The 22,760-nt window shown below is 60.4% G+C and carries 17 protein-coding genes and 1 pseudogene; 10 read left to right on the top strand and 8 right to left on the bottom strand.

Annotated features, from left to right (window positions below; genetic code table 11):
* Nucleotides 1-3: 3 nt before the first annotated feature.
* The 10 genes from tssH (at nucleotide 4) to AWM69_RS00435 (ending at nucleotide 13,499) form a co-directional block, all read left to right on the top strand.
* Entirely contained in the window at nucleotides 4-2,616 is a 2,613-nt protein-coding gene (tssH, locus tag AWM69_RS00480; protein WP_218725543.1) for a type VI secretion system ATPase TssH, read from the top strand.
* A 10-nt stretch (nucleotides 2,617-2,626) separates the two neighbouring features.
* Nucleotides 2,627-4,135: a sigma 54-interacting transcriptional regulator gene (locus AWM69_RS00475; protein WP_218725542.1), complete on the top strand. Its 1,509-nt coding sequence runs from the start codon at nucleotides 2,627-2,629 to the stop codon at nucleotides 4,133-4,135.
* Nucleotides 4,136-4,218: 83 nt separating this feature from the next.
* Nucleotides 4,219-4,359 (top strand): hypothetical protein, encoded by a 141-nt coding sequence (locus AWM69_RS00470; protein ID WP_048352633.1) that lies wholly within the window; start codon nucleotides 4,219-4,221, stop codon nucleotides 4,357-4,359.
* A gap of 17 nt (nucleotides 4,360-4,376) precedes the next feature.
* Nucleotides 4,377-5,576, top strand: coding sequence for a type VI secretion system-associated FHA domain protein TagH (gene tagH / locus AWM69_RS00465; protein ID WP_218725541.1), 1,200 nt, complete (start codon nucleotides 4,377-4,379; stop codon nucleotides 5,574-5,576).
* Between the two features lie 5 nt (nucleotides 5,577-5,581).
* Nucleotides 5,582-6,079 carry a type VI secretion system lipoprotein TssJ gene (gene tssJ / locus AWM69_RS00460; RefSeq protein ID WP_131655164.1) on the top strand — a complete coding sequence of 166 codons (498 nt, stop codon included), beginning with the start codon at nucleotides 5,582-5,584 and terminating at the stop codon, nucleotides 6,077-6,079.
* Between the two features lie 2 nt (nucleotides 6,080-6,081).
* Complete coding sequence (tssK, locus tag AWM69_RS00455; protein WP_131655165.1) at nucleotides 6,082-7,413, top strand: type VI secretion system baseplate subunit TssK; 1,332 nt, start codon at nucleotides 6,082-6,084, stop codon at nucleotides 7,411-7,413.
* 5 nt (nucleotides 7,414-7,418) lie between these two features.
* Entirely contained in the window at nucleotides 7,419-8,294 is an 876-nt protein-coding gene (gene icmH / locus AWM69_RS00450; RefSeq protein WP_131655166.1) for a type IVB secretion system protein IcmH/DotU, read from the top strand.
* Nucleotides 8,291-11,818, top strand: coding sequence for a type VI secretion system membrane subunit TssM (gene tssM, locus AWM69_RS00445; RefSeq protein WP_218725540.1), 3,528 nt, complete (start codon nucleotides 8,291-8,293; stop codon nucleotides 11,816-11,818). The genes icmH and tssM overlap by 4 nt, the downstream gene beginning before the upstream one ends.
* Complete coding sequence (locus AWM69_RS00440) at nucleotides 11,818-12,546, top strand: PP2C family serine/threonine-protein phosphatase (RefSeq protein ID WP_218725539.1); 729 nt, start codon at nucleotides 11,818-11,820, stop codon at nucleotides 12,544-12,546. The genes tssM and AWM69_RS00440 overlap by 1 nt, the downstream gene beginning before the upstream one ends.
* Nucleotides 12,543-13,499, top strand: coding sequence for a serine/threonine-protein kinase (locus AWM69_RS00435; protein ID WP_218725538.1), 957 nt, complete (start codon nucleotides 12,543-12,545; stop codon nucleotides 13,497-13,499). Before AWM69_RS00440 ends, AWM69_RS00435 begins: the two co-directional genes overlap by 4 nt.
* A gap of 369 nt (nucleotides 13,500-13,868) precedes the next feature.
* Here the strand turns inward: AWM69_RS00435 and AWM69_RS00430 are convergent.
* The 8 genes and pseudogenes from AWM69_RS00430 to AWM69_RS00395 all read right to left on the bottom strand — a co-directional run.
* Nucleotides 13,869-14,609: pseudogene (locus AWM69_RS00430) on the bottom strand (helix-turn-helix transcriptional regulator); the annotation flags it as partial.
* A gap of 231 nt (nucleotides 14,610-14,840) precedes the next feature.
* Nucleotides 14,841-15,368 (bottom strand): inorganic diphosphatase, encoded by a 528-nt coding sequence (ppa, locus tag AWM69_RS00425; RefSeq protein ID WP_131652069.1) that lies wholly within the window; start codon nucleotides 15,366-15,368, stop codon nucleotides 14,841-14,843.
* Between the two features lie 101 nt (nucleotides 15,369-15,469).
* Complete coding sequence (locus tag AWM69_RS00420) at nucleotides 15,470-16,282, bottom strand: zinc-dependent peptidase (protein ID WP_218725537.1); 813 nt, start codon at nucleotides 16,280-16,282, stop codon at nucleotides 15,470-15,472.
* A gap of 15 nt (nucleotides 16,283-16,297) precedes the next feature.
* The gene (locus AWM69_RS00415; RefSeq protein WP_131652071.1) at nucleotides 16,298-16,945 is read right to left on the bottom strand and encodes a DedA family protein; all 648 of its coding nucleotides are present in this window, start codon (nucleotides 16,943-16,945) and stop codon (nucleotides 16,298-16,300) included.
* 231 nt (nucleotides 16,946-17,176) lie between these two features.
* On the bottom strand, nucleotides 17,177-17,986 hold the full coding sequence (gene eutC, locus AWM69_RS00410) for an ethanolamine ammonia-lyase subunit EutC (RefSeq protein WP_218725536.1): 810 nt from the start codon (nucleotides 17,984-17,986) through the stop codon (nucleotides 17,177-17,179).
* A 2-nt stretch (nucleotides 17,987-17,988) separates the two neighbouring features.
* Nucleotides 17,989-19,389, bottom strand: a complete 1,401-nt coding sequence (locus tag AWM69_RS00405) for an ethanolamine ammonia-lyase subunit EutB (protein ID WP_218725535.1) — start codon at nucleotides 19,387-19,389, stop codon at nucleotides 17,989-17,991.
* Nucleotides 19,390-19,442: 53 nt separating this feature from the next.
* Nucleotides 19,443-20,888: an ethanolamine permease gene (eat, locus tag AWM69_RS00400; protein ID WP_048378375.1), complete on the bottom strand. Its 1,446-nt coding sequence runs from the start codon at nucleotides 20,886-20,888 to the stop codon at nucleotides 19,443-19,445.
* 176 nt (nucleotides 20,889-21,064) lie between these two features.
* Nucleotides 21,065-22,585, bottom strand: a complete 1,521-nt coding sequence (locus tag AWM69_RS00395) for an aldehyde dehydrogenase family protein (RefSeq protein ID WP_131652074.1) — start codon at nucleotides 22,583-22,585, stop codon at nucleotides 21,065-21,067.
* Between the last annotated feature and the right edge of the window lie 175 nt (nucleotides 22,586-22,760).

Here is a 22,760-nt window from a genome sequence, read left to right as displayed (position 1 = left end):
CCAATGGCCATGATCAACGTAGACCTGCAACAACTGATACAGGCGCTGGACGCCTCAACCCGGCGTGACCTTGAAACCAGCGCCGAGCGCTGTGTCGCCCGTGGCGCGCATAAAATCCTGGTTGAAGACCTGTTGCTGGGGTTATTGGAGCGACCCCGGGGATTGCTGGCGCGAGCCCTGCAGGACGCTGATCTCGATGAGGGGCAATTGAATGCGGCCCTGCAAGTCGGTGCCGAAAACAACCCGTCACGCAATCCGGTGTTTGCCCCCGAGCTGGTGCAGTGGTTGCAGGACGCCTTGCTGGTCGCGAACCTGGAACTGGGTCAAAGCCAGGTGGACCAGGCTGCGCTGATTCTCGCCTTGTTACGCAACCCGCTGCGTTATGCCGGAAGCGCTTATCACGCGGTGCTGGCCAGGCTCGATATCGAGCGTCTGAAAGCCTTTGCCCTGTCACAGCAAACACCGGCGGACACTGGCAGACCACGGGTGGAGGGCGAGTCCCTGTTGAAGCGCTTTACCCATAACCTGACCGAGCAGGCGCGGGAAGGCAAACTGGACCCGGTGTTGTGCCGCGATGATGCCATCCGGCAGATGATCGACATTCTGGCCCGCAGACGTAAAAACAACCCGATTGTCGTGGGCGAGGCCGGGGTTGGCAAAACTGCCATTGTCGAAGGCCTGGCCTCACGCATTGCGGCGGCAGAAGTGCCCCCGGTGCTCAGAGGCGTGGAGTTGCTGTCGCTGGACATGGGCCTGCTGCAAGCCGGGGCCAGTGTCAAAGGCGAGTTTGAACGGCGTCTTAAAGGGGTCATCGACGAGGTCAGGGCGTCACCGGTTCCTATCATTGTATTTATCGACGAGGCCCACACCCTGATCGGTGCCGGTGGCAATGCCGGGGGCTCGGATGCGGCCAACTTGCTTAAGCCGGCGCTGGCCCGTGGTGAGCTGCGCACCATCGCCGCCACTACGTGGGGCGAGTACAAAAAATACTTCGAGAAAGACCCCGCCCTGGCGCGGCGTTTCCAGCCGGTGCAGTTGCAGGAGCCCAGCGTCAGCGAAGCCGTCACGATTCTTCGCGGGCTGGCGCAGGTGTACGAGAAGAGCCACGGCATCTACCTGAGAGACGACGCCGTGGTGGCGGCCGCTGAACTGTCAGCGCGTTATCTGGCAGGTCGGCAATTGCCTGACAAGGCGGTGGATGTGCTCGACACGGCGTGCGCCCGTGTGCGCATCAGCCTGGCGGCGGCCCCTGAAAAGCTCGAGCGGTTACGCGGTGAACTGGCAGAAGGTGCCCGCCAGCGTCAGGCCATGCGCCGCGATGCCGAAGCCGGGTTGTTGATTGATCATGAGGGGTTGCTGCTGCTTGAGGCACGACTGGACCAGGCTCAGGGCGAAGAGGCCGGGCTGGCAGCACGCTGGAGTGTCCAGCGCACGCTGGCGGAACGCTTGCTGGCGCTGCGTCAGCAATTGGCCGAAGCGCGTGAAGTGACTGCATCTCAGGCGGGTGCTGACCGGCCGGAGCCTCAAGACATCGAAGCCCTGGAAGCTGAACGCCATGAGACCCTGCGCACGCTGGTCGATGCCCACAGCCAGGAACGGTTGGTCAGCTTCGAAGTGTGTCCGCGGTTGGTGGCCGAAGTCATCAGTGCCTGGACCGGCATCCCGGTGACGCAACTGGCCCGGGAGCACAGCACCCGGGTTGCAAGCTTTGGGGCCGATCTGCGTACTCGCATCAAAGGGCAGGAGCAGGCCGTTCAGGCATTGGATCGCTCAATGCGAGCGGCAGCCGCGGGGCTCAATAAACCGGATGCGCCGGTGGGTGTGTTCCTGTTGGTCGGACCGAGCGGGGTCGGCAAGACCGAAACGGCCCTGGCCCTGGCAGACCTGCTGTACGGGGGCGAGCGTTTCATTACCACGATCAACATGTCCGAATTCCAGGAAAAACACACCGTGTCGCGGCTGATCGGTGCGCCGCCCGGCTACGTCGGCTACGGCGAAGGCGGCATGCTCACCGAGGCGGTGCGGCAAAAGCCCTATTCGGTGGTGCTGCTCGATGAAGTGGAAAAAGCCGACCCCGATGTGCTCAACCTGTTCTATCAAATCTTTGACAAAGGTGTGGTGAATGATGGGGAGGGCCGCGAAATCAACTTTCGCAACACGCTGATCCTGATGACCTCCAACCTCGCGAGCGAACGTATCGCGGCACTCTGTGAAAACACGGCCCGACCGACCCTCGAATCCCTCGAGCAGAGCATCCGGCCGATTCTGAGTCATCACTTCAAGCCCGCCTTGCTGGCGCGCATGCGGGTGGTGCCGTACTACCCGGTCAACGGGCCGGTATTGCGCGAGCTTGTTGAAGTCAAACTCCAGCGCCTGGGCGAGCGTCTGCAACGGCGCAATCTGCGATTCAGCCATTGCCAGCGGCTGGTTGATCATCTCGCCGAGCGCTGCACGCAAAGCGACAGCGGTGCGCGGCTGATCGATGCTCTGCTTGATTCATTCGTGTTGCCTCAGGTCGCAGACCGGTTGCTGGATGCGATGGCCCGGGGCGAAACCCTGGCACGGGTGCACGCAACCCTTGATTCGCAAAACCGTGTGTTGTGCGAGTTTGCCTGAGGTGGCGCTGATGCTTGATCAGCTCGCCGATCCTCTGGCTTACGCCGAAGCGCTGCTGGAGCAATTTACGTGTGTGGGGCAGGCGGAGGCCGGCGCAACGGTGCTCGGCAATTGCGCCCGTGCAGTGGTGCAACTCAGCGACTGTGAGCTAAGCCAGCTGTACTTGCTGGACGCGACCCACAAGCACCTTGAACTGACGGCCGAATGGTTTCAGGGAGCGCTGCAGCCGGCGCGCACGGCAGAGGTACCGGTGGATTACACCGGCGAACAGCTGCTGCAGTTTGCCGTATGCCAGAACCGGGTGATCACGCTGTGTGACCTGGACAGCAGTCTGTACGACACCGATTTTCTGCCACGTCATGGCGAGCCTTGGCGGTCGTTGTTGTGTGTACCGCTGGTGGGAGCGCAGCAGACCGTCGAAGGGGTGCTGCTGGCGGCCAGCAGCGCGTCGGTCGACTTGCTGAAATACGCGCCTTCACTCGGGGCGTTGGGGGCGTTTGCGCTGTTGCAGCAGCGGCTTAGGCAATCCAACGAACAGACGATGCTGGCGCCAGAGGTGCGTGGGAACCCCCACGTGCTGATTGGCCAAAGTGCTGTCATGCGTCAAACCAGCCTGCTGATCAACAAGGTCGTGCACAACCCTTATACGGTGTTGCTGCTGGGCGAAACCGGGACCGGCAAAGAAGTTGTGGCGCGCGCCATCCATGACAACGGGCCGCGTCGGGCCCGGCCTTTTATTGTGCAGAACTGTGCAGCGTTCCCTGCAGACCTGCTCGAAAGCGAGCTGTTTGGCTATCGCAAAGGGGCCTTTACCGGTGCTGACCGTGACCGCGCCGGGTTGTTCGATGCGGCTAACGGCGGAACACTGCTTCTGGACGAGATCGGCGACATGCCGCTGTCGTTGCAAGCCAAGCTGCTGCGGGTGCTGCAGGAGGGCGAAATCCGCCCCTTGGGTTCCAACGACACCCACACGATAGACGTACGCATCATTGCAGCCACCCATCGCGACCTGTCAGTGCTGGTGAGCCAGGGCACGTTTCGTGAAGACCTCTACTACCGCCTGGCGCAGTTTCCGATTGCCTTGCCTGCGCTGCGCGAGCGTGAAGGCGACATCCTGGAGCTGGCCCGTCACTTTGCAAACAAGGCCTGTGCGTTTCTGCAACGCAGCCCGGTGCTGTGGTCTGACGCGGCACTCGATCAACTCGCGGGCTACGCCTTTCCCGGCAACGTGCGCGAGCTGAAAGGGCTGGTAGAGCGTGCGGTTCTGTTGTGCGACGGCGACGCCTTGCAGCTTGAGCACTTTTCATTGCGCAGCGATGCCAGCGTCGAACCCGTGACCCTGAGTTTGCGGGAACGAATGGAGCAGGTCGAGCGCAGGTTGCTGCTCGAGTGCTTGCGCAAAAACGCCGGTAATCAAACCCGCGCCGCACACGATCTCGGCGTGGCCCGGCGCACGCTCCTGTATCGCCTGGCGCGCCTGAATATCGGTTTGGACGATATCAAGGGGAACGCGCCGTGAGGCCCTCTTCGTACTTTTCATTTCTGCCAGCGCGCCCTCAAGGATCACGTCGTATGCCTGGCCAACCTCTGGAGACTCCCCCGATGACTGCTCGTCACTGGCAAGCCGTCTTGCTGACCCTCGCCATGCTGTGCGGCGTGAGCGGCTGTAGCGGCAACTACAAATTCAACGACAACAGCTATCGCCCCTTGGGTGATCCGCAAGCGGTCAATCGCGGCAAGTGACCGCAAGGAGCAGCAATATGGAACTGGTATTTGATCTGTCCAGCACTAGATCGTTGGACGCTTCACAAGTGATGAGCAAAACCTTTGACGAAGAGGGTGGGGTGATCGGGCGTAATGCCGATTGTGAGTGGACCCTCGTCGACAAAACCAAAACTGTGTCCAAGTACCACGCAGAAATCAGCTATCGGGACGGGACATTTTTTCTCACCGACAGAAGCTCCAACGGTACCCAGTGCAAACACTCCGACACTTACCTGAGGAAGGGGCAGGCACAGCGTATTCAGCATGGTCATGTGTACGCGCTGGGGGATTTTCTGATTCGTGCGCAACTGGAGCATGAACTGCAGGCGTTACTGGATCAGGTCGGGATGCCTCAACCCGCAGGCAGTGTTATTCCGGACGATGCCTTTCTGGAGCTCGACCCGCTGGACCCGGTGGATCCGTCGATTCAGGGGAGGTCTCTGATCGATGAGCCTGCCACACGGCCAGGATTGAAACCCGCGTGGTCGCAGCGCGTCGACAGCCCTCCGATCGATTATCAAAACCTCAGCGTGCCGCAGCTGGTTGCCGAGCCGGCGCCGGAGTTGCCAACGGCCCAGGCGCAGGTTGTGTCTGCGGGCAACGACGGGTTCTGGCAAGCGTTCGGCGCAGTGCTGGGCATCGATCTCCTGGCCCAGCCGCAGGTCGAGCGGGAGGCCCTGGCCCTCAAAGCCGCCCAGTTGCTCAAACAGAGCATTGCCGGTTTGCAGCAAACCCTGTGGACCCGCGCCGAGCTCAAGAACGAGTTGCGCCTGGCCCGCACAGTCGCGCCAGAGACCCGGCAAAACCCGCTCAAATCGAGCCATGACGCAGTTGAGGCCCTAGGCCTGTTATTGGCCCCGGCAAAACCGGGTCAAGGGGCTGCGGAGCAGGTCATACGGCGTGCGTTTCGTGACCTGCAAGCGCATCAAGTGGCCTTGCTGTGTGCCAGCCGAGCAGCCGTGCGCAGCAGCCTAGAGCATTTCTCGCCGGTGCAACTGAACCTGCGTTTTGAGCGTGATGGCTATCACCCGTGGGTGGTCACCTCAGGCAGTCGCTGGCGCGCATTCAGCCGTTATCACCTGGCATTGCAGCAAGACGATGACTGGTGTGAACGCTTGTTGGCACGCGACTTCGCCCAAGCCTACGAAGAACAAGTCCGGCTGATTTCGAGCCTTCACAACGACCCTCAAGGATGATGCATATGCTGCGTGGCACACCTCTTTACCGCAACGTCCTGGTGGCGTTTGCGGTGTTGCTGACGAGTGGGTGTTCGGCGTTATCGCCGTACTCCAGCGTGACCAAGTTGAACCTCGGCTTGAGTGCCAGCGATCAGGTCAACCCGGACCTTAATGGCCGCCCTTCGCCGATCGTGATTCGGCTGATGGAGCTCAAGCACCCGGTGGCGTTCGAGAACGCCGACTTCTTCAGCCTCTACGAGCGCCCCAAAGAGTCGCTCTCGCCCGATCTGGTGACCAGCGAGGAACTGGAGTTGCGCCCCGGCGAAACGGTCGAACTCAAGCTTAGCGTTGAACCCGGCAGTCGCTACGTCGGGGTGCTGGCGGCCTACCGCGATCTGCCGCAAACCCAATGGCGCTACGTCGTGCCCGTCACGGCGACGGGCTTGACCGAGGCCCGGCTGGTGCTCGACGGGGCGGGTATTCACAACGCGCTGCAAACGCTCGTCAAGGCAGGTGAGTGACCATGAATGCGGACAAAGTCATTTGGCAGGAAGGCATGCTGTTACGGCCGCAGCATTTTCAGCACAGCGACCGGTATTACGATCACCAGATGAAAACCCGGACTCAATTATTGGGGCGTTACACCTGGGGTTTTTTGGGGCTGGATATCGATGTGCAGTTTCTTAACATGGGCAAGCTGGTGATCAGGCAAGCCTCGGGCGTCTTGTCGGACGGCAGCTTGTTTGACTTGAGTAGCAACACCGAGGCGCTGGCGCTGGATGTTCCGCCCAATACCGGGAAAACCCCGGTTTACCTGGCGTTGCCGCTGGTTACCGGCAATCACATCGAAGCGCGGCGACCTGAGCAGTCGGATGTGCTGGCACGCTACACCGCTTATGAAACAGAGGTGGCGGACTCCAATGCCGGCGACGGCTCCAATAGTCCGATCAGTTGCGGGCGACCTGACTTTCGCTTGCTGTTGGGGGCACAAAAAAGCGATCAGGCCTGCGTCAAGTTGCAGCTTTGCCAAATCCTCGACACCACGTCCGATGGTGTCATCAGCCTCGATGAACAATTTGTCCCGACCTTTATCCACACCCATGCCTCGGGCTATTTGCTGTCATGCCTGAAAGAGGTCATCAGCATGCTCAGCCATCGGGGCGATACTCTGGCTGAGCGGATTCGCTCCAATGGCAAAGTCGGGGGAGCCGAGGTCGGCGACTTCATGATGCTGCAACTGATCAACCGGACTGAACTGGTGCTGCACCATTACTTGAACCTGGAGCAACTGCACCCGGAAGAGTTGTATTGCACGATGCTGTCGATGCTGGGTGATCTGGCCACGTTTGCCAGCGACAGCAAACGCCCGCAATTGCAGACCCGGTATCAGCACAGCGATCAGGGGGAGAGCTTTCGGGCCTTGATGGATGCCATTCGCCAGGTGTTGTCGATGGTGCTTGAGCAGCACGCCATGGAGTTGCAGCTGGAAACCCGCCAATACGGGATTCTCGTCTCGCAGATGAGCGATCACAAATTGCTCGCCACCACCTCATTCGTTCTGGTCGCGCATGCCAATTGCGACAGCGAGGAACTGCGCCATCGCTTACCGGCGCATCTCAAGGTCGGCCCCGTCGAGAGCATTCGCCAACTGGTCAACCTGCACTTGCCGGGCTTTAAGGTAAAGCCCTTGCCAGTGGCCCCGCGGCAGATCCCCTTTCACGCCAATAAAACCTATTTCGCCCTCGAACTCGGCAGTGACGACCTGGCACAACTGGAGCGCTCCGGTGGTTTTGCCTTCCACGTCTCAGGTGAGTTTTCAGAGCTTGAACTGCAATTTTGGGCCATCAGGAATTGACCGTCATGAGCAAGGACATAACCCCCGTCTTTGATGAAAATACCGTGCTGGCCACTCGGGCGGGCGATACGCCCGACACCGATGCCCTGACGGATGTGGCGCCACCGCCAAAAATCGAGCAGCTAGAAGCGCGAATGATTTATTCGGCCCGGGTCAGGCCTGCGGCCACGCTTAACATCAGCGTCAACCCGCTGGTCGCCGCCGCCAGTGAGTTGCTGTCGCATGTGGTGCGAATCAAGCACAGCCGCTCGCCTCAGAGTCTGACTGAACTGAACACCCAGCTGGAGCACTCATTGAAAGTGTTTGAAGCCCGGGCCCTGCGCAATGGCATTGATGGCACCCAGATGATGAAAGCCCGCTACGTGCTGTGCACGGTGGTCGACGAGGCGGTGGTCACCGCTGGCTGGGGGGACGAAAGCAACTGGTCGCAAAACAGTTTGCTGAGCCGCTATCACAACGAAACCTTTGGCGGCGAAAAGGTCTTCAGTGTGCTCGATCAACTGTGCCGCGATCCGGTGCGCAACCTCTCGTTGCTTGAGCTGTTGTACCTGTGCCTGTCATTGGGTTTCGAGGGCAAGTTCCGCGTGGTTGACCGCGGCATGGTCGAACTCGACGCGATTCGCGATGCGCTGTTCCGGCAGATCCGTCACTTGCGTGGGGATGTACCGCGCGAGCTGTCGCCTCGCTGGCAAGGGCTGGGCCATCAGCGTCGCACTCTGGTTCGCAGCGTGCCGGGGTGGATGTTGGGGGCTTTCACGCTGGGCTGCCTGGCGATGATGTTTTCGGGGTTTGCCTGGGTGCTCGGTGAGCAGCGTGAAGTGGTCTTGCAGCCGTATCAAGCAGTGGACTCGGCGACTGTCGGCAATAGGGATATGCGATGAAAAGTATTTTGAAGAAGGTTGGCTCATGTCTGCGCCAGACCTGGGTGTGGACACTGCTGCTGGTGCTGTCGATCGTGCTGCTGGTGTGGTGGGCCGGCCCGTTGCTGGCCATCAACGACGTTAAGTTCTGGGCCGATGCCAGTGCCCGTCTGGTGACGATCAGCGTGCTGTGCCTGGCCTGGGGATTATGCATGGTCTTCGTCAGCTGGCGCGCCGGGGTGCGCAAGAAAGCGGTTGAGCACAGCGAGGTGAGCAAAGAGCGTCAACGTCAGGATGAGCTGATCGATGCTTCGCAAAAAGAGCTGCGCGCTCGTTTCAAGGACGCATTGCGTACCCTGAAAACCTCCAGTGTGTACCGCGGCCACAGCGAACGCTGGCGTGAGGAGTTGCCTTGGTACGTGCTGATGGGGCCGCCGGCCAGTGGTAAAACCAGCCTGCTGGATTTCTCGGGTCTGGATTTTCCACTGAACAAGATAGACCGCAAGCTCACCCGCAACACCCGTGGCACAGAACATTGCGACTGGTACTTTGCCGAACACGGTGTACTGATCGACACCGCGGGGCGTTACTTGAGCCAGGGCCCGGGCAATGTCGATGCCAGCGCGTGGAACACATTGCTGGGGTTGTTGCGCAAGCGCCGACGCGAGCGGCCGCTGAATGGCGTGCTGGTGACCTTGCCGGTGGACCTGCTGTTCAGTGACGCCGAGGATCGGTTGTCGTCACTGGCCGAGGAGGTGCGCCTGCGTTTGCAGGAAGTTCACGCCACGTTGCATGTCGAGGTGCCGGTTTACCTGGTGCTGAGCAAGGCCGACACGCTGCCGGGCTTTACCGAGTTCTTCGATTCCCTGACCCGCGAAGAAAGCGAGCAGGTGCTGGGTGCGAGTTTTGGCAAAGAACAGAACGGCAGCGATGTGTCATTGGTGCGTGCCGAGTTCGAAGCGCTGCTGAGCCGTCTCAACAGCCAGGTCATCACCCGCATGCATCAGGAGCGAGACAGCCAGCGCCGCGGCCGCATTCTCGATTTCCCTCACCAGTTGGGCAATATCGGTGAGCGCCTGTGCCTGTTTGTCGACATGGCATTCACCGGCAATCGTTACCAGCGCGCCAGTCCGCTACGCGGTTTCTACCTGACCAGCGCTCCGCACCTTAAGCAACGGACTCAGGTGGTCACTCAAGACATCGCCTCTGGCGCGCCCATGAAAACCCAGGACTTGCCGACCCTGCACAGTGGCCGCTCGCACTTCATTCGGCATCTGCTGAGCCGGGTGATTTTCCCTGAAGCGCAGTTGGCCAGTCTGGACAAGCGTGAGCGCCGACGCATTCATTGGGGGCAGCGCGCCATGTATGCCGGTGCCCTGGCGACGCTGGGCGCGATGGGTTTGCTCTGGACCGGCAGCTTTTCGGCCAACCATGAGCGGCTCGATACCCTGCGTGGGCTGGCGCAGCACGCAGACACCCAGCGTTCGTTGCTCAGCCCGCAGGACGATGCCCGGGCCACCCTCGACCTCCTCGAGACCTACTACGCAGCAACCCGGGTGTTTCCGGCGGCGGGAGACGTGGCGTTGTACGAGCGCACAGGCCTGTATCAGGGTACGGCGAGCCATTCTGTACTCAACCAGGCCTATGAGCGGGAGCTGGAAACCCGGTTATTGCCCAAGGTGGCCCGGCAACTGGAACGTCAGATCAGTGCGAACCTGAATGACCGGGGGCGACTGCTCAATAGTGTGCGTGCCTACCTGATGCTCGGCATGCCCGAGCGTCGTGATGACGCGTGGCTCAAGACCTGGGTGGCCAGCGATTGGTCTGCGCGCTACCCCGGTAACGCGGCGGTCCAGGAGGCGCTGAACCGGCACTTCGAACGGTTGTTGAAGCGCGGGTTCAAGTATTCACTCAACGATACGCTGGTGGCACAGGCGCGTCAGGTGTTGCGCAACGAGTCCCTGGCCACGGTGGTTTATCGCATGCTGCGTGACCAGGCTCATTCGCTTGAAGCGTACAGTTTCGATCGGCATCTGGGGCCGCAGGGCAGCTTGTTGAACGGTGCGGGTTACACCATTCCGGGGTTCTACACCCAGCAAGGCTACCAGCAGTACTTTTCGGTCAAGGGTGCGACGCTGGTCAGCGATATCCTGCGTGATAACTGGGTGCTGGGGGAGGGCAGCAGCATCAGCGGCATGGACCTGCGCAAGCTGATGGTTGAACTTGAGCAACTGTACTTTCGAGATTACGCCACGCACTGGAGCGAGGCGATCGGCCAGTTGTCCTTGCATCCCTTCAGTGATGCCCGCGAAGGTGCGGAGCAGCTTGCGGGTTTGACTTCGGCCAATTCACCCATCGTGCAGTTGCTGCTTCAGATTCGCGAAAACACCCGTTTTCCAAGCCTGGCCGATGACCTGGAGGCACTGCCGACGGTTGATGGAAAAGCAGGTCAACAATTGGCAGCCGTGGCTAACGGTGTGAGCGCGGCGGTGGCGAACACCTCGGCGAGCGTGACGCCACGTTTGCCTGATACCGCAAAAAAGGCCCTGCAACGGCGGTTCGAGCCCTTGCACCGTTTGCTTGACGAGAACAACGGCCCGGCGGCAAGCCTGCTCCCGGCGCTGCAAGGGCTCAATGAGGTTCAGCTGCAATTGGCCAGCCTGGCGCGGGCCAGTGCTTCGGATCAGGCGGCCTTCGATCTGGCCAAATCCCGCATGGGAGGCCAGCGCGACGCCTTGAGCAATTTGCGTCAGACCGCGCAGCGCTTGCCGGGCCCGCTCAACGGCTGGTTCAACGGCGTCGCACAAGACACCTGGGGATTGGTGCTCAACGATGCCTACCAGTTCATCAATCAGCGGTATCAGCGCGAGCTGTACAGCTTCTACGAGCGGGCGATCCAAAAGCGTTATCCCTTCAGTGCCCACAGCAGCAGCGACGTGGCCTTGAATGACTTCCGCGAGTTCTTTCGTGCCCAGGGCATCAGCGAGCGTTTCTTTGAAACCTACATGAAGCCTTTCGTCAGCGGCGATGCGGCCAATTATCGGCTGCGCACCCTTGAAGGGCAGGGGCTGCCCATGTCCCGGGTGTACTTTGAGCAAATGGCCGCGGCGCAGGTCATCCGCCAGAGCTTCTTTGCGCAAAACCCGGCCGCGCCGCAAGTGGACTTCACACTTGAACCTTACAATCTGGACTCCAGCGTACGCCGGGCAGAGTTCCGATTTGGCAACCAGACCCTCGAGTATCGCCATGGTCCGATTGTGCCGGTGACTTTGCAGTGGCCGACTGAGGCCGACAACGGTCGTACCAGTCTGGTGCTGGAGAAGGCCGTGGGGCGCCCGGTCGGCATCGAGAAAAGCACTGGCCCCTGGTCGTTGTTTCGGGTGCTGGACCTGATGCAGGTCGACTACCTCAGCGGCCGCGATGTGATGGTGCTGAAAGCAGAAGTCGGAGGGTTGAGGGCCAATTATCTGTTGATGAGCCAACGTACGCCGAACCCGTTTGACATGAGTGTGCTGCGCAGCTTTCGTCTGCCCGGGCAACTGTAATGGCGTTCACGCCTCAATGGCGCAGCGCCGCCGCTACCGATCCGGGCAAGGTCCGGGGCCGCAACGAGGATGCCGTTCTCGATTGTCCCGAGCGCGGGCTCTGGGCGGTGGCGGATGGTATGGGCGGTCACCGGGCTGGCGACATCGCCAGTCAGTGGGTGGTTGCCAGCCTGGCGGAGCTGACGCAACCGCAGAGCTTTGACGAGCGACTCAAGTCGGTGCGGCGGTGCTTGCATTGGCTCAACCGCCGGCTGGGCCAGGAGTTGACCCTCAGTGCAGAGCATGCCGACACCATCATGGGCAGCACCGTGGTGGCGTTGCTGCTCGAGGGCAGCCGTGCGGCCTGTGTCTGGGCCGGCGACAGCCGCTGTTATCTGTGGCGCGGACAACGGCTGTACCAGTTGTCGCGGGATCACTCGCGACAACAGCAACTCATGGATGAACAGCAGATGAGCGGCGAGCAGGCCCTTGCTCTGCCCGGGGCGCGGGCGTTGACCCGGGCCTTGGGCGCCAGCGAGCATTTGAGTCTGGGTGTACTGGAGTTGGAGGCGCAGCCCGGCGATGTATTTTTGCTGTGCAGCGATGGGCTGTATCAGGATCTGACGCCTAGCGAGTTAGGCAATGCCCTGAGTCTGGTTTCGCCCCGGGTGGCGCTCGCGCGCTTGTTCGACGGCGTGTTGAGCGGGGCGGCTCGTGACAATTTGAGCGCGGTAGTGATCCGCCAATGACCGGTCTTGAAGTGTCCACGCCGGCGCCTTGTGCCGTGGCCCCGACGCCGGCCGGGCCCGGTGAGCTCCCCGATGTGCTGGGTGGGCGCTACCGGATCGAGCGTTTGTTGGGGGCCGGGGGAATGGGCACAGTGTACCGGGCCCGCGACCTGCTGCAGGAACAGTTTGGCGATCCGCAGCCGTACATCGCCCTGAAATTGCTCAGCGAAGCCTTCACCCCGTCGCCGGACGCCGGAGCACTGCTGTTCAATGAGTTCGCCCTGATCCGGCACCTGCGTCACCCCAATGTGTTGCGCATGTACAGTTTCAACGTCGATACCGTGCACCAGCGTGTGTACCTGGTCATGGAGCTCCTGCGCGGGCCAACCCTCGACCGGCTGCTCTGCGAGCACCCTCTGGGTTTACCCTGGCCGCAATGGCGAGACATCGCCTTGCCCTTGCTCGATGCGATGGCCCATGCCCACGGACGCGGTGTATTGCACGGCGACATCAAACCGAGCAACGTCCTGCTCAGCGACGATGGCGTCCGGTTGTTCGACTTCGGGCTGGGGCAGGCAGAAACGAGCACCCTGGAAGGACTGGCCCCGGTCAGCCGCAGTCGCCTCAACGCCTGGACCCCCGGCTACGCCGCGGCCGAGATCCTCGAAGGCCAACCCTTGACCCGCGCGGCCGACGTGTACGCACTTGGCTGCCTGCTTTATGAACTGGCGAGCGGCAAACACCCCTACAACCGGATGCTGGCGACCGAAGCCCGCGCCCAACACAACCCGTCCCTCCTCAAACCTCCCCAAAACCTGCCGCCCCACCTCTGGCCCGCCTTGCGAACAGCCCTGGCCCTAGACCCGGCCAAGCGCACCATCACCGTAGAACAACTGCTCAAAGCCGCCAGCCGCGCGCCAAACTGGCGCCAACGCCTCATGCAGTGGCGCCCCCGCAAACCCGGGCACGCATAAATATCGACAGACCACCGCACGCTAACCGGATTCGCGAGCGGGTGTGCCAGGGGATCAAAGGCTGGGAGGTAGCTTTTCAACAGGCATTAAAAAGCCGGCTTGTGGCCGGCTTCTCGTGGGCGGGTTTGGTTTATTTTTGGTAAACCGTACCTGCCTGCAATGTGGACATCCAGCGCGTGGCGTCTGGGTGTGGGGCGTGGCAGCGTTTTGCTGCGTTGCCGTGCGATCCGGCCTGCGTGGTGCGAGGGGGATGCTTTAGTGCGGGGTGGATCATACTGGGATTTTTTCAGGTTTCCCAGCAAAAACCGGTGCTTGCGCTGTCTGCTGCGCTGTTCGGGCTTCAGTTTCAAGTGGGTAGGCCGTGGTGGGACGAGGGGTGTTCAGGGTGGACCACCAGAATACCCAGCCTAATATGAAGATCGATTGCTCCTCTATTTGTGCTGCGCTGAACAGTTCATCGGGGTATTCCTCGTGGTTGTGGCAGCGCAGGCGCAGGCCGTTGTTGGGCAGGCGATAGACGTATTTGATGCGCAGCATGCCGTCTTGTTCGAGGGCGTAGATTTCGCCGTCGACGATTTGGGTCAGGCTGCGGTCGATGGCGACGGTGGAGCCGCTCTGGATTCTGTGCGCCATGCTGTTGCCGATCATCGGCGCGCAGATGGCCTGGGCGGGGCTGACATCCATAGCGCGCAAGATAGGGTAGTTGAGCCGTACCCGGCAGTCAGGGATTTCCTGAACTCTGGTTTTACCTGTGCCACAGGGGTCGAGGACTTCGTTGTAGAACGGTACGTCGACATCGGTCATGCCCGTGTGCTGGACGGTGATTGGCTGAAGGTTGAGCGCCGCCGGTTCACAGGGAACGGGTCCATATTGAAGTGGCGTTTCGCTGATGATCGGGGTTCTTGGGTGTTTGACACCGTACCCGGTGCGCAACCACCGGCTGTTGACGCACAACAGCTCTGCGATTTCTTCCATGCGAGCCATTGGAATGCCCCGCTTGAACCAGTTATTGACGTGCTGCGGCGTCACGCGGCGATTGGCTGCGAAGTCCGAAGCGGATAGATGACACTCTCTAAGGAGCGTTCGTAGGCGATCACCGGATGTATTCATGCCCACAGAGTTTACGGGGAAGCCGTGGCGGTTCAAATAAACCAGGTGTTCAAAGAAATACACCGGAACAGGATAAATCCTATGTGTATCGAGACGCTTCCTACGCAATGTCATCGGTCTATGGCGGGCGTGCTGGCATGGCCCGAGTATTTTTCTCAGGCATAAAAAAACCTCGGCGAACCGAGGTTTTTGTGTGAGAAGAGCAAGCATCGAGAGCCTGCCGTTCAGCACTTAGCCTTTGTAGGCAGCAACCGACTTCATGATCTCGGTGCGGGCAGCTTCGGCGTCGCCCCAACCGTCGATCTTCACCCATTTGCCTTTTTCGAGATCTTTGTAGTTCTCGAAGAAGTGCTGGATCTGCTGGATCAGCAGAGGTGGCAGGTCGGTGTACTCTTTCACGTCAACGTACAGCTGGGACAGCTTGTCGTGAGGCACTGCTACTACTTTGGCATCGCCGCCGCCGTCGTCAGTCATGTGCAGAATGCCAACCGGGCGCGCACGGATAACCGAGCCTGGAGCAACCGGGTAAGGGGTTACAACCAGCACGTCGAGGGGATCACCGTCGTCAGCCAGGGTGTTCGGGATGAAACCGTAGTTGGCTGGGTAGAACATCGGGGTAGCCATGAAGCGGTCAACGAACAGGCAATCGCTGTCTTTGTCGATTTCATATTTGATCGGCGCGTGGTTAGCCGGAATCTCGATGGCGACGTAGATGTCATTCGGCAGGTCTTTGCCAGCCGGAATCTTGCTGTAGCTCATTGGGCGGTGCCCCCGTGTATAGGCCAGTTTACTTGGCCGGTTTGGCCAAAAAGTGGCGGCGATTATAGGCGTATTCCTGCAACGACGTCACGCTTGGCCGATCAGTGCTCTGCCCGGTATTCGGGGTGTTCGCTCTGAAGCTTTTGCAGGCGAGTGAGTGGATCCTGGCGATAAAACAGGCTGAGCTGTTGATAAACCTGCGGGTATGCGTGATTGAGCAGGTCGGGTGCGCTGAAGAAGTACTCGCTGGTGACCGCGAAAAATTCGGCAGGGTCCTCGGCCGCATACGGGTCGATGGGCGCTTGGCCATCAGGGTGATGGTCGAGGAAGTGGTTGAGCTGATCGTAGGCCTGCTGCATGGCCTGGGTCCAGTCGCTCACCTTCATGCTGCTGTGCAACGGCGGCATGCCATTGGCGGCACCGTTGAGCATATCGAGTTTGTGCGCCAACTCATGAATGACCAGGTTGTAACCATCCCAGCCACCACTGGACAGCACGCCGGGCCAGGCCAGAACCACCGGCCCTTGCTGCCAGGCCTCGCCGCTGTGGGTGCCTTGCCACTCGTGCTCGACGCCACTGGCATCGCGATGGCGTTGCGGGCTGATGAAATCATCGGGGTAGAGCACGATTTCATGAAAACCCTGATACCAGTTCAGGTCGCCCAGATTCAGCAGCGGCAGTTGTGCCTGCGCGGCCAGCAGCAGCCGGCCGGTCTCGGTGAGTTCGACGCCGGGCATGGGCGTCAGGTGCTTGTCTTGCAGGAACAACACGCTGCTGTCGCGCAACCAGTTGTCCTGCTCGTCATCCAGCCCGTCGAGAATACTCAGGTGCTGGCGCACCTCGTGCCACACGTCGGGTGCGACCGGGTGTTGCGCCAGAATTCGCTGGCGCCGCCACTCACTCAGAGACCACATGCAGGGGGGTCCCCGTCAGGCTTTGGAAGGGGCTCGTCCCATACGGCTGCGGATCAGGCCAATAATCATGGGGACCAGCGACAACACGATAATGGCGAGAACCAGCAGCGACAGGTTCTTCTTGATAAAGGGCACATTGCCGAAGAAGTAACCCAGGGTTACCAGGCCGCCTACCCACAGGATCGTACCGATCACGCTGAACATAAAGAAGCGCGGGTAGAACATGCGCGCCACGCCCGCTACAAAGGGGGCGAAAGTCCGGAAGATCGGCAGGAAACGCGCCATGGTCACCGTTTTACCGCCATGACGTTCGTAGAAGTCGTGGGTTTTTTCCAGGTAGTCACGGCGGAAAATTTTCGAGTTCGGATTGTTGAACAGCCGCTCTCCGGCCGTTCGTCCAATAACGTAGTTGGTGCTGTCACCCAGAATGGCGGCCAGCATCAGCAAACCTGCGAGCAGGACGGGGTCCAGGCCTCCACCTGCGGCGACAGCGCCGGCAATAAAGAGTAACGAATCGCCCGGCAAGAACGGCATCACCACCAGGCCGGTTTCACAGAAGATCACCAGAAACAGGATGGCGTAGACCCACGGCCCATAATTGTTCACCAGCAAATCGAGGTACACATCGAGGTGCAGGATAAGGTCTAGCGGGTTGAAATCCATCTAAAGCACCTGTGTTGATGACCCGGCTCAGCAGGTCTGTGCGGGGAGAAGAAGTATTGAACTACAACTGGTGTGGTTTTTTCGTACATTTTGAACGAAGAAGATTATACGGATTGATGCAAACTCTGCTGCCAGAGTTTGTAGCGAAGCGTGTATTGATCCGGGGGAGAGCCCTTGCTGAGCACCACTCAGGCGATGAGTGGCACTCAGCAACGGTGAACAGCCTGGTGCTTATTGACCCTTGAGCAAGAAGTTCTCTCGGGGTGTGTCTACTTCCAGGGTTTGCACCTGAGCCTCATCTTTCAGGTTAACGCCCGACAATTGCCGGCGGCAGGCTTCGCGCATCAGATACGCCAGCCGATGAGCGGCCATGCCATAGCTCAGGCCCTCGAGCCGCACGTTAGAGATGCAATTGCGATAGGCATCGGTCAGGCCCACCTTGGGGCCATAGGTGAAATACACGCCCAGGCTGTCGGGCGAGCTGAGGCCCGGGCGCTCGCCGATCAGCATCACCACCATTCGGGCCCCGAGCAGTTCTCCAATCTCATCGGCCACCGCGACCCGGCCTTGCTCCACCAGAATCACAGGCGACAGCGACCAGCCCTCGGTGGCGGTGTGCTCTTCCATTCGGGCTAAAAAAGGCAGGGTATGGCGATGAACGGCCAGCGCCGATAAACCATCGGCTACCACGATGGCCACATCGACGCCGCCAGGATGGGCCAGTGCATAGTCGCGCAGCTGTTGCGCCGAGTCGTCCTGCAGCTTGCGGCCCAGGTCCGGGCGTTGCAGATAACTGTTACGGTCGGGAGCCGCGCTGTGCAACAGCAGGCTTTCGCGGTCACGCTCGGCAAGCTGCGTACTGAGCCCCGCGTGATCGAACGGCAAGTGCACGGCATCCCGGGCCTGGGCGTGGGCAAATTGAAAATCCAGCTGGGCCTGGGTTGGCAGGCTGGTGCCGGTACGTCCCAGGGCAATGCGCGCCGGAGTCAGGCGCCGCAGTTCCAGCCAGGGGTTAAGGCTGTCCGTCGGAGTGTTGGCCATGTCTAGCGTCCTCCCAGGTGAGCCAGCGCCTGGCGAAACGCCGGCGGCAGTTGATGGCCGAACTCAATCTTGCCATCGGATTGGGTGAAAATGCCGACCTTGCTCAGCCATTGCTCAAATTCAGGGGCGGGCTTGAGGCCCAGGGTCTTGCGCGCATACAGCGCATCATGGAACGAAGTGGTCTGGTAGTTGAGCATGATGTCATCCGAACCCGGAATGCCCATGATGAAGTTGATCCCGGCCACGCCCAGCAGCGTCAGCAGGGTGTCCATGTCGTCCTGGTCAGCCTCGGCATGGTTGGTGTAGCAGATGTCGCAGCCCATCGGCACGCCCAGCAGCTTGCCGCAAAAGTGATCCTCCAGGCCTGCGCGGATGATCTGCTTGCCGTTGTACAGGTACTCGGGGCCGATAAAGCCGACCACGGTGTTCACCAAAAACGGTTTGAAATGCCGCGCCACGGCATAGGCCCGGGTTTCGCAGGTTTGCTGATCCACGCCGAAATGCGCGTTGGCTGACAGTGCGCTGCCCTGGCCCGTCTCGAAGTACATCAGGTTGTTGCCCAACGTGCCGCGATTGAGGCTCAAGCCGGCTTCATAGCCTTCTTGCAGCACATTCAGGTTGATGCCGAAGCTGGCGTTGGCGGCCTCGGTGCCAGCAATGGATTGAAACACCAGATCCAGTGGCACTCCGCGATTGATCGCCTCGATCGAGGTGGTCACGTGGGTCAGCACGCAGGATTGGGTCGGGATTTCATAGCGCTGGATGATCGCGTCGAGCATGTTCAGCAGGTCGCAGATCGAGGCAATGCTGTCGGTGGCCGGGTTGATGCCGATCATGGCGTCGCCGTTGCCGTACAACAGCCCGTCGAGAATGCTTGCGGCGATCCCGGCCGGATCGTCCGTCGGGTGATTGGGTTGTAGCCGGGTTGAAAGTCGCCCGCGCAGGCCCATGGTGCCGCGAAACTGTGTGACCACGCGGATCTTCTGCGCGACCAGCACCAGGTCTTGCACCCGCATGATCTTCGACACGGCGGCGGCCATTTCGGGCGTCAGTCCGGGAGCCAGGGCACGCAGGCTGTGCTCATCAGCGGCGTCGCTGAGCAGCCAGTCACGAAAACCGCCGACGGTCAGGTGACTGACGGGGGTAAACGCGAGCGGGTCATGGCTGTCGATAATCAGCCGGGTGACCTCATCGGATTCGTAGGGAATCAGCGCTTCTTGCAGGAAATGCGTCAGTGGCAGGTTGGCCAGGGCCATTTGTGCCGCGACACGCTCGCCGTCGTTGAGTGCAGCCACGCCGGCCAGAAAGTCCCCGGAGCGGGCCGGGCTGGCTTTGGCCATGAGGTCTTTGAGGCTGTCGAAGCGGTAAGTCTGGGTGCCAACCGCATGAGAAAACGTTGCCATACAGGGGTGCTCCATAACGCCAGACGCTGTGCGTCTGGCGTGTTCCTCAGCGATTAATGCAAAGCCTTCTCGGCTTGTTGAATGGCTGCAAATTCCTCTTCCGGGGTACCTGCCACCAAATGATGCCGGCTGTAGAACGCAAAGTAGGCAATCAATACGCCATAGATCACGGCTGCGCCAATCACCACGCGCGGGTCAACCAGGAAGCCGGCGACGACCGCGACGCAAGCCAGCACCAATGCGATGCCTGAAGTGAAAATACCGCCCGGTGTGCGATACGGGCGCTCCATTTTGGGGCGACGGATGCGCAGGGTGATGTGCGCCGCCATCATCAGCACGTAGGAAATCGTCGCGCCAAACACGGCCACCAGAATCAACAAGTCACCTTGGCCGGTCAGCGACAGCCCGAAGCCGATGATGCCTGGGATGATCAGCGCCAGTACCGGTGCTTTGCTCTTGTTGGTTTCGGACAGTTTGCGTGGCAGATACCCTGCGCGGGACAAGGCGAAGATCTGACGCGAGTAGGCGTAAATGATCGAGAAGAAACTGGCGATCAGGCCGGCCAGCCCTACCAGATTGACGAAGCTGCCCATCCAGGTCGAGCCGCCATAAGCCTTGCTCAATGCTTCGACCAGCGGGTTGCCGGAGGCCATCAAATGATGCGCGCCTGCACCGCCCGGGCCGATCACCAGAATCAGCAGGGCAAAGGTGACGAGCACCAGCATGGCGCCAATCAGGCCGCGAGGCAGGTCACGCTTGGGGTTTTTGGTTTCTTCTGCGGCCAGTGGCACGCCTTCGACCGCCAGGAAAAACCAGATCGCATAAGGGATCGCGGCCCATACCCCGACATAGCCGAATGGCAAGAACGCGCTGGCACCCTTGGCCTCGGTGACCGGGATGTCCAGCAGGTTGGCGACGCTGAAATGCGGCACCATCGAGACCAGAAACACGCCCAGGGCGATGGCGGCAACGGCGGTGATGATAAACATCAGCTTGAGCGCTTCGCCGACACCAAAAATATGGATGCCGATAAAGATGATGTAGAACGCCAGATAGATCATCCAGCCACCAATACCGAACAGAGACTCGCAATAGGCCCCGATAAATACCGCAATCGCGGCGGGCGCAATGGCGTATTCAATCAGGATCGCGGTGCCGGTCAAGAACCCGCCCCAGGGCCCGAAAGCGCTGCGGGCAAAGCCATAACCGCCGCCGGCGGTGGGAATCATCGAAGACAGTTCGGCCAGCGAGAAGCACATGCACAAGTACATGGTTGCCATCAGCAATGTGGCGATGAACATACCGCCCCAGCCACCTTGCGCCAGGCCAAAGTTCCAACCGGCGTAGTCGCCGGAAATCACGTAGGCAACGCCCAGGCCCACCAGCAGGACCCAGCCGGCAGCGCCTTTTTTCAGTTCGCGTTGTTGAAAATATTCGGAGCCAACTTTTTCAAAGTCGACCGAGGATGCCGCTGGAGCGGCAGTGGGTTCGCTAGGCATGTAAGTTCACCTGTTCTTTATAGTTTGGAAAATTTGACAGGGTGTGAAGCAAGAGAAAGGCCAACTCCGTCTGTAGGCGCCGAGCTTGCATCGCGATGCTGGCAGCGCGGTCTTTAGTGAGACCGCATTGATTCAATCGCGAGCAAAACCCGGCGCCTGCAGAAGGAGGGTTGCTATTAGAAGAAGCCCAGCGGGTTGATGTCGTAGCTCACCAGCAGGTTTTTGGTCTGCTGATAGTGATCGAGCATCATCTTGTGGGTTTCACGGCCGACACCGGACTTTTTGTAGCCACCGAACGCGGCGTGTGCCGGGTAGAGGTGGTAGCAGTTGGTCCACACACGACCGGCCTTGATGGCCCGGCCCATGCGGTAGGCGCGGTTGATGTCGCGGGTCCACAGACCGGCGCCGAGGCCAAACTCGGTGTCGTTGGCAATTGCCAGGGCTTCGGCTTCGTCCTTGAAGGTGGTGATGCTCACCACCGGGCCAAAGATTTCTTCCTGGAACACGCGCATCTTGTTGGTGCCCTTGAGCAGGGTCGGCTGGATGTAATAGCCGGTTGCCAGATCGCCTTCGAGTTTGGCCACAGCGCCGCCGGTCAGCAGTTCTGCGCCTTCATTCTTGGCAATTTCAAGGTAGGACAGGATTTTGTCGAACTGCTGCTCAGAGGCTTGGGCGCCGACCATGGTGTCGGTGTCCAGCGGGTCGCCGCGTTTGATCGCTTCGACTTTGCGCATGACCACTTTCATGAAGTCGTCGTAGATCGACTCTTGTACCAGCGCCCGTGACGGGCAGGTGCAGACTTCGCCCTGGTTGAAGAACGCCAGTACCAGGCCTTCAGCGGCCTTCTCAATAAAGGCCGGCTCGGCTTGCATGATGTCGGCGAAGAAGATGTTCGGCGACTTGCCGCCCAGTTCAACCGTCGACGGGATGATGTTTTCCGCTGCACATTTCATGATGTGCGAACCCACAGGCGTCGAACCCGTGAAGGCGATTTTGGCAATGCGCTTGCTGGTGGCCAGGGCTTCACCGGCTTCTTTGCCAAAGCCTTGTACGACGTTCAACACGCCCGGCGGCAGCAGGTCGCCGATCAGTTCCATCAGCAGGGTGATGCTCAACGGGGTCTGCTCGGCAGGTTTGAGCACCACGCAGTTACCGGCGGCGAGCGCAGGCGCAAGTTTCCAGGCGGCCATCAGCAGCGGGAAGTTCCACGGAATGATTTGCCCGACCACGCCCAGGGGTTCGTGGATGTGGTAGGCCACGGTGTTGCCGTCAATTTCCGCAGCGCTGCCTTCTTGAGCGCGGATGCAGCCGGCGTAGTAACGGAAATGGTCCGCCGCCAGCGGTACGTCTGCGTTCAGGGTTTCGCGCACGGCTTTGCCGTTGTCCCAGGTTTCGGTGACAGCCAGCAGTTCGAGGTTCTGTTCGATACGGTCAGCGATTTTCAGCAGGACCAGAGAGCGCGCCTGGACGGAGGTCGCGCCCCAGGCATCAGCGGCCGCGTGGGCAGCATCGAGGGCTTTGTCGATGTCTTCCGCCGTTGAACGCGGGAATTCGGCAATGGCTTTGCCGTTTACCGGGGAGGTGTTAGTGAAGTACTGGCCTTTGACGGGCGCCACGAATTCGCCGCCGATGTAGTTACCGTAACGGCTCTTGAACGAGACGATCGAGCCTTCAGTACCGGGTTGTGCGTAACGCATGGTGAGTGTCTCCTGGCTTTATTGTGCTTATGGGGAGGACGCGCTAGGGCGTTGGTACAAGCCAGAGCAAAGGCTGGGCCAGATTGCTCAAACCCTTGCCAGCCGGGGCTTTGCCGGTTTTCAGGCAAATGACGGAAAGGGGCGGTGTCGCAGCACTGATACGGGCGGTGTGACA

Origin of the sequence: Pseudomonas sp. D1HM (assembly GCF_019266105.1) — a bacterium.
GTDB classification, from domain to species: domain Bacteria; phylum Pseudomonadota; class Gammaproteobacteria; order Pseudomonadales; family Pseudomonadaceae; genus Aquipseudomonas; species Aquipseudomonas taetrolens.
This window is presented reverse-complemented; position numbering and strand designations above follow the sequence as displayed.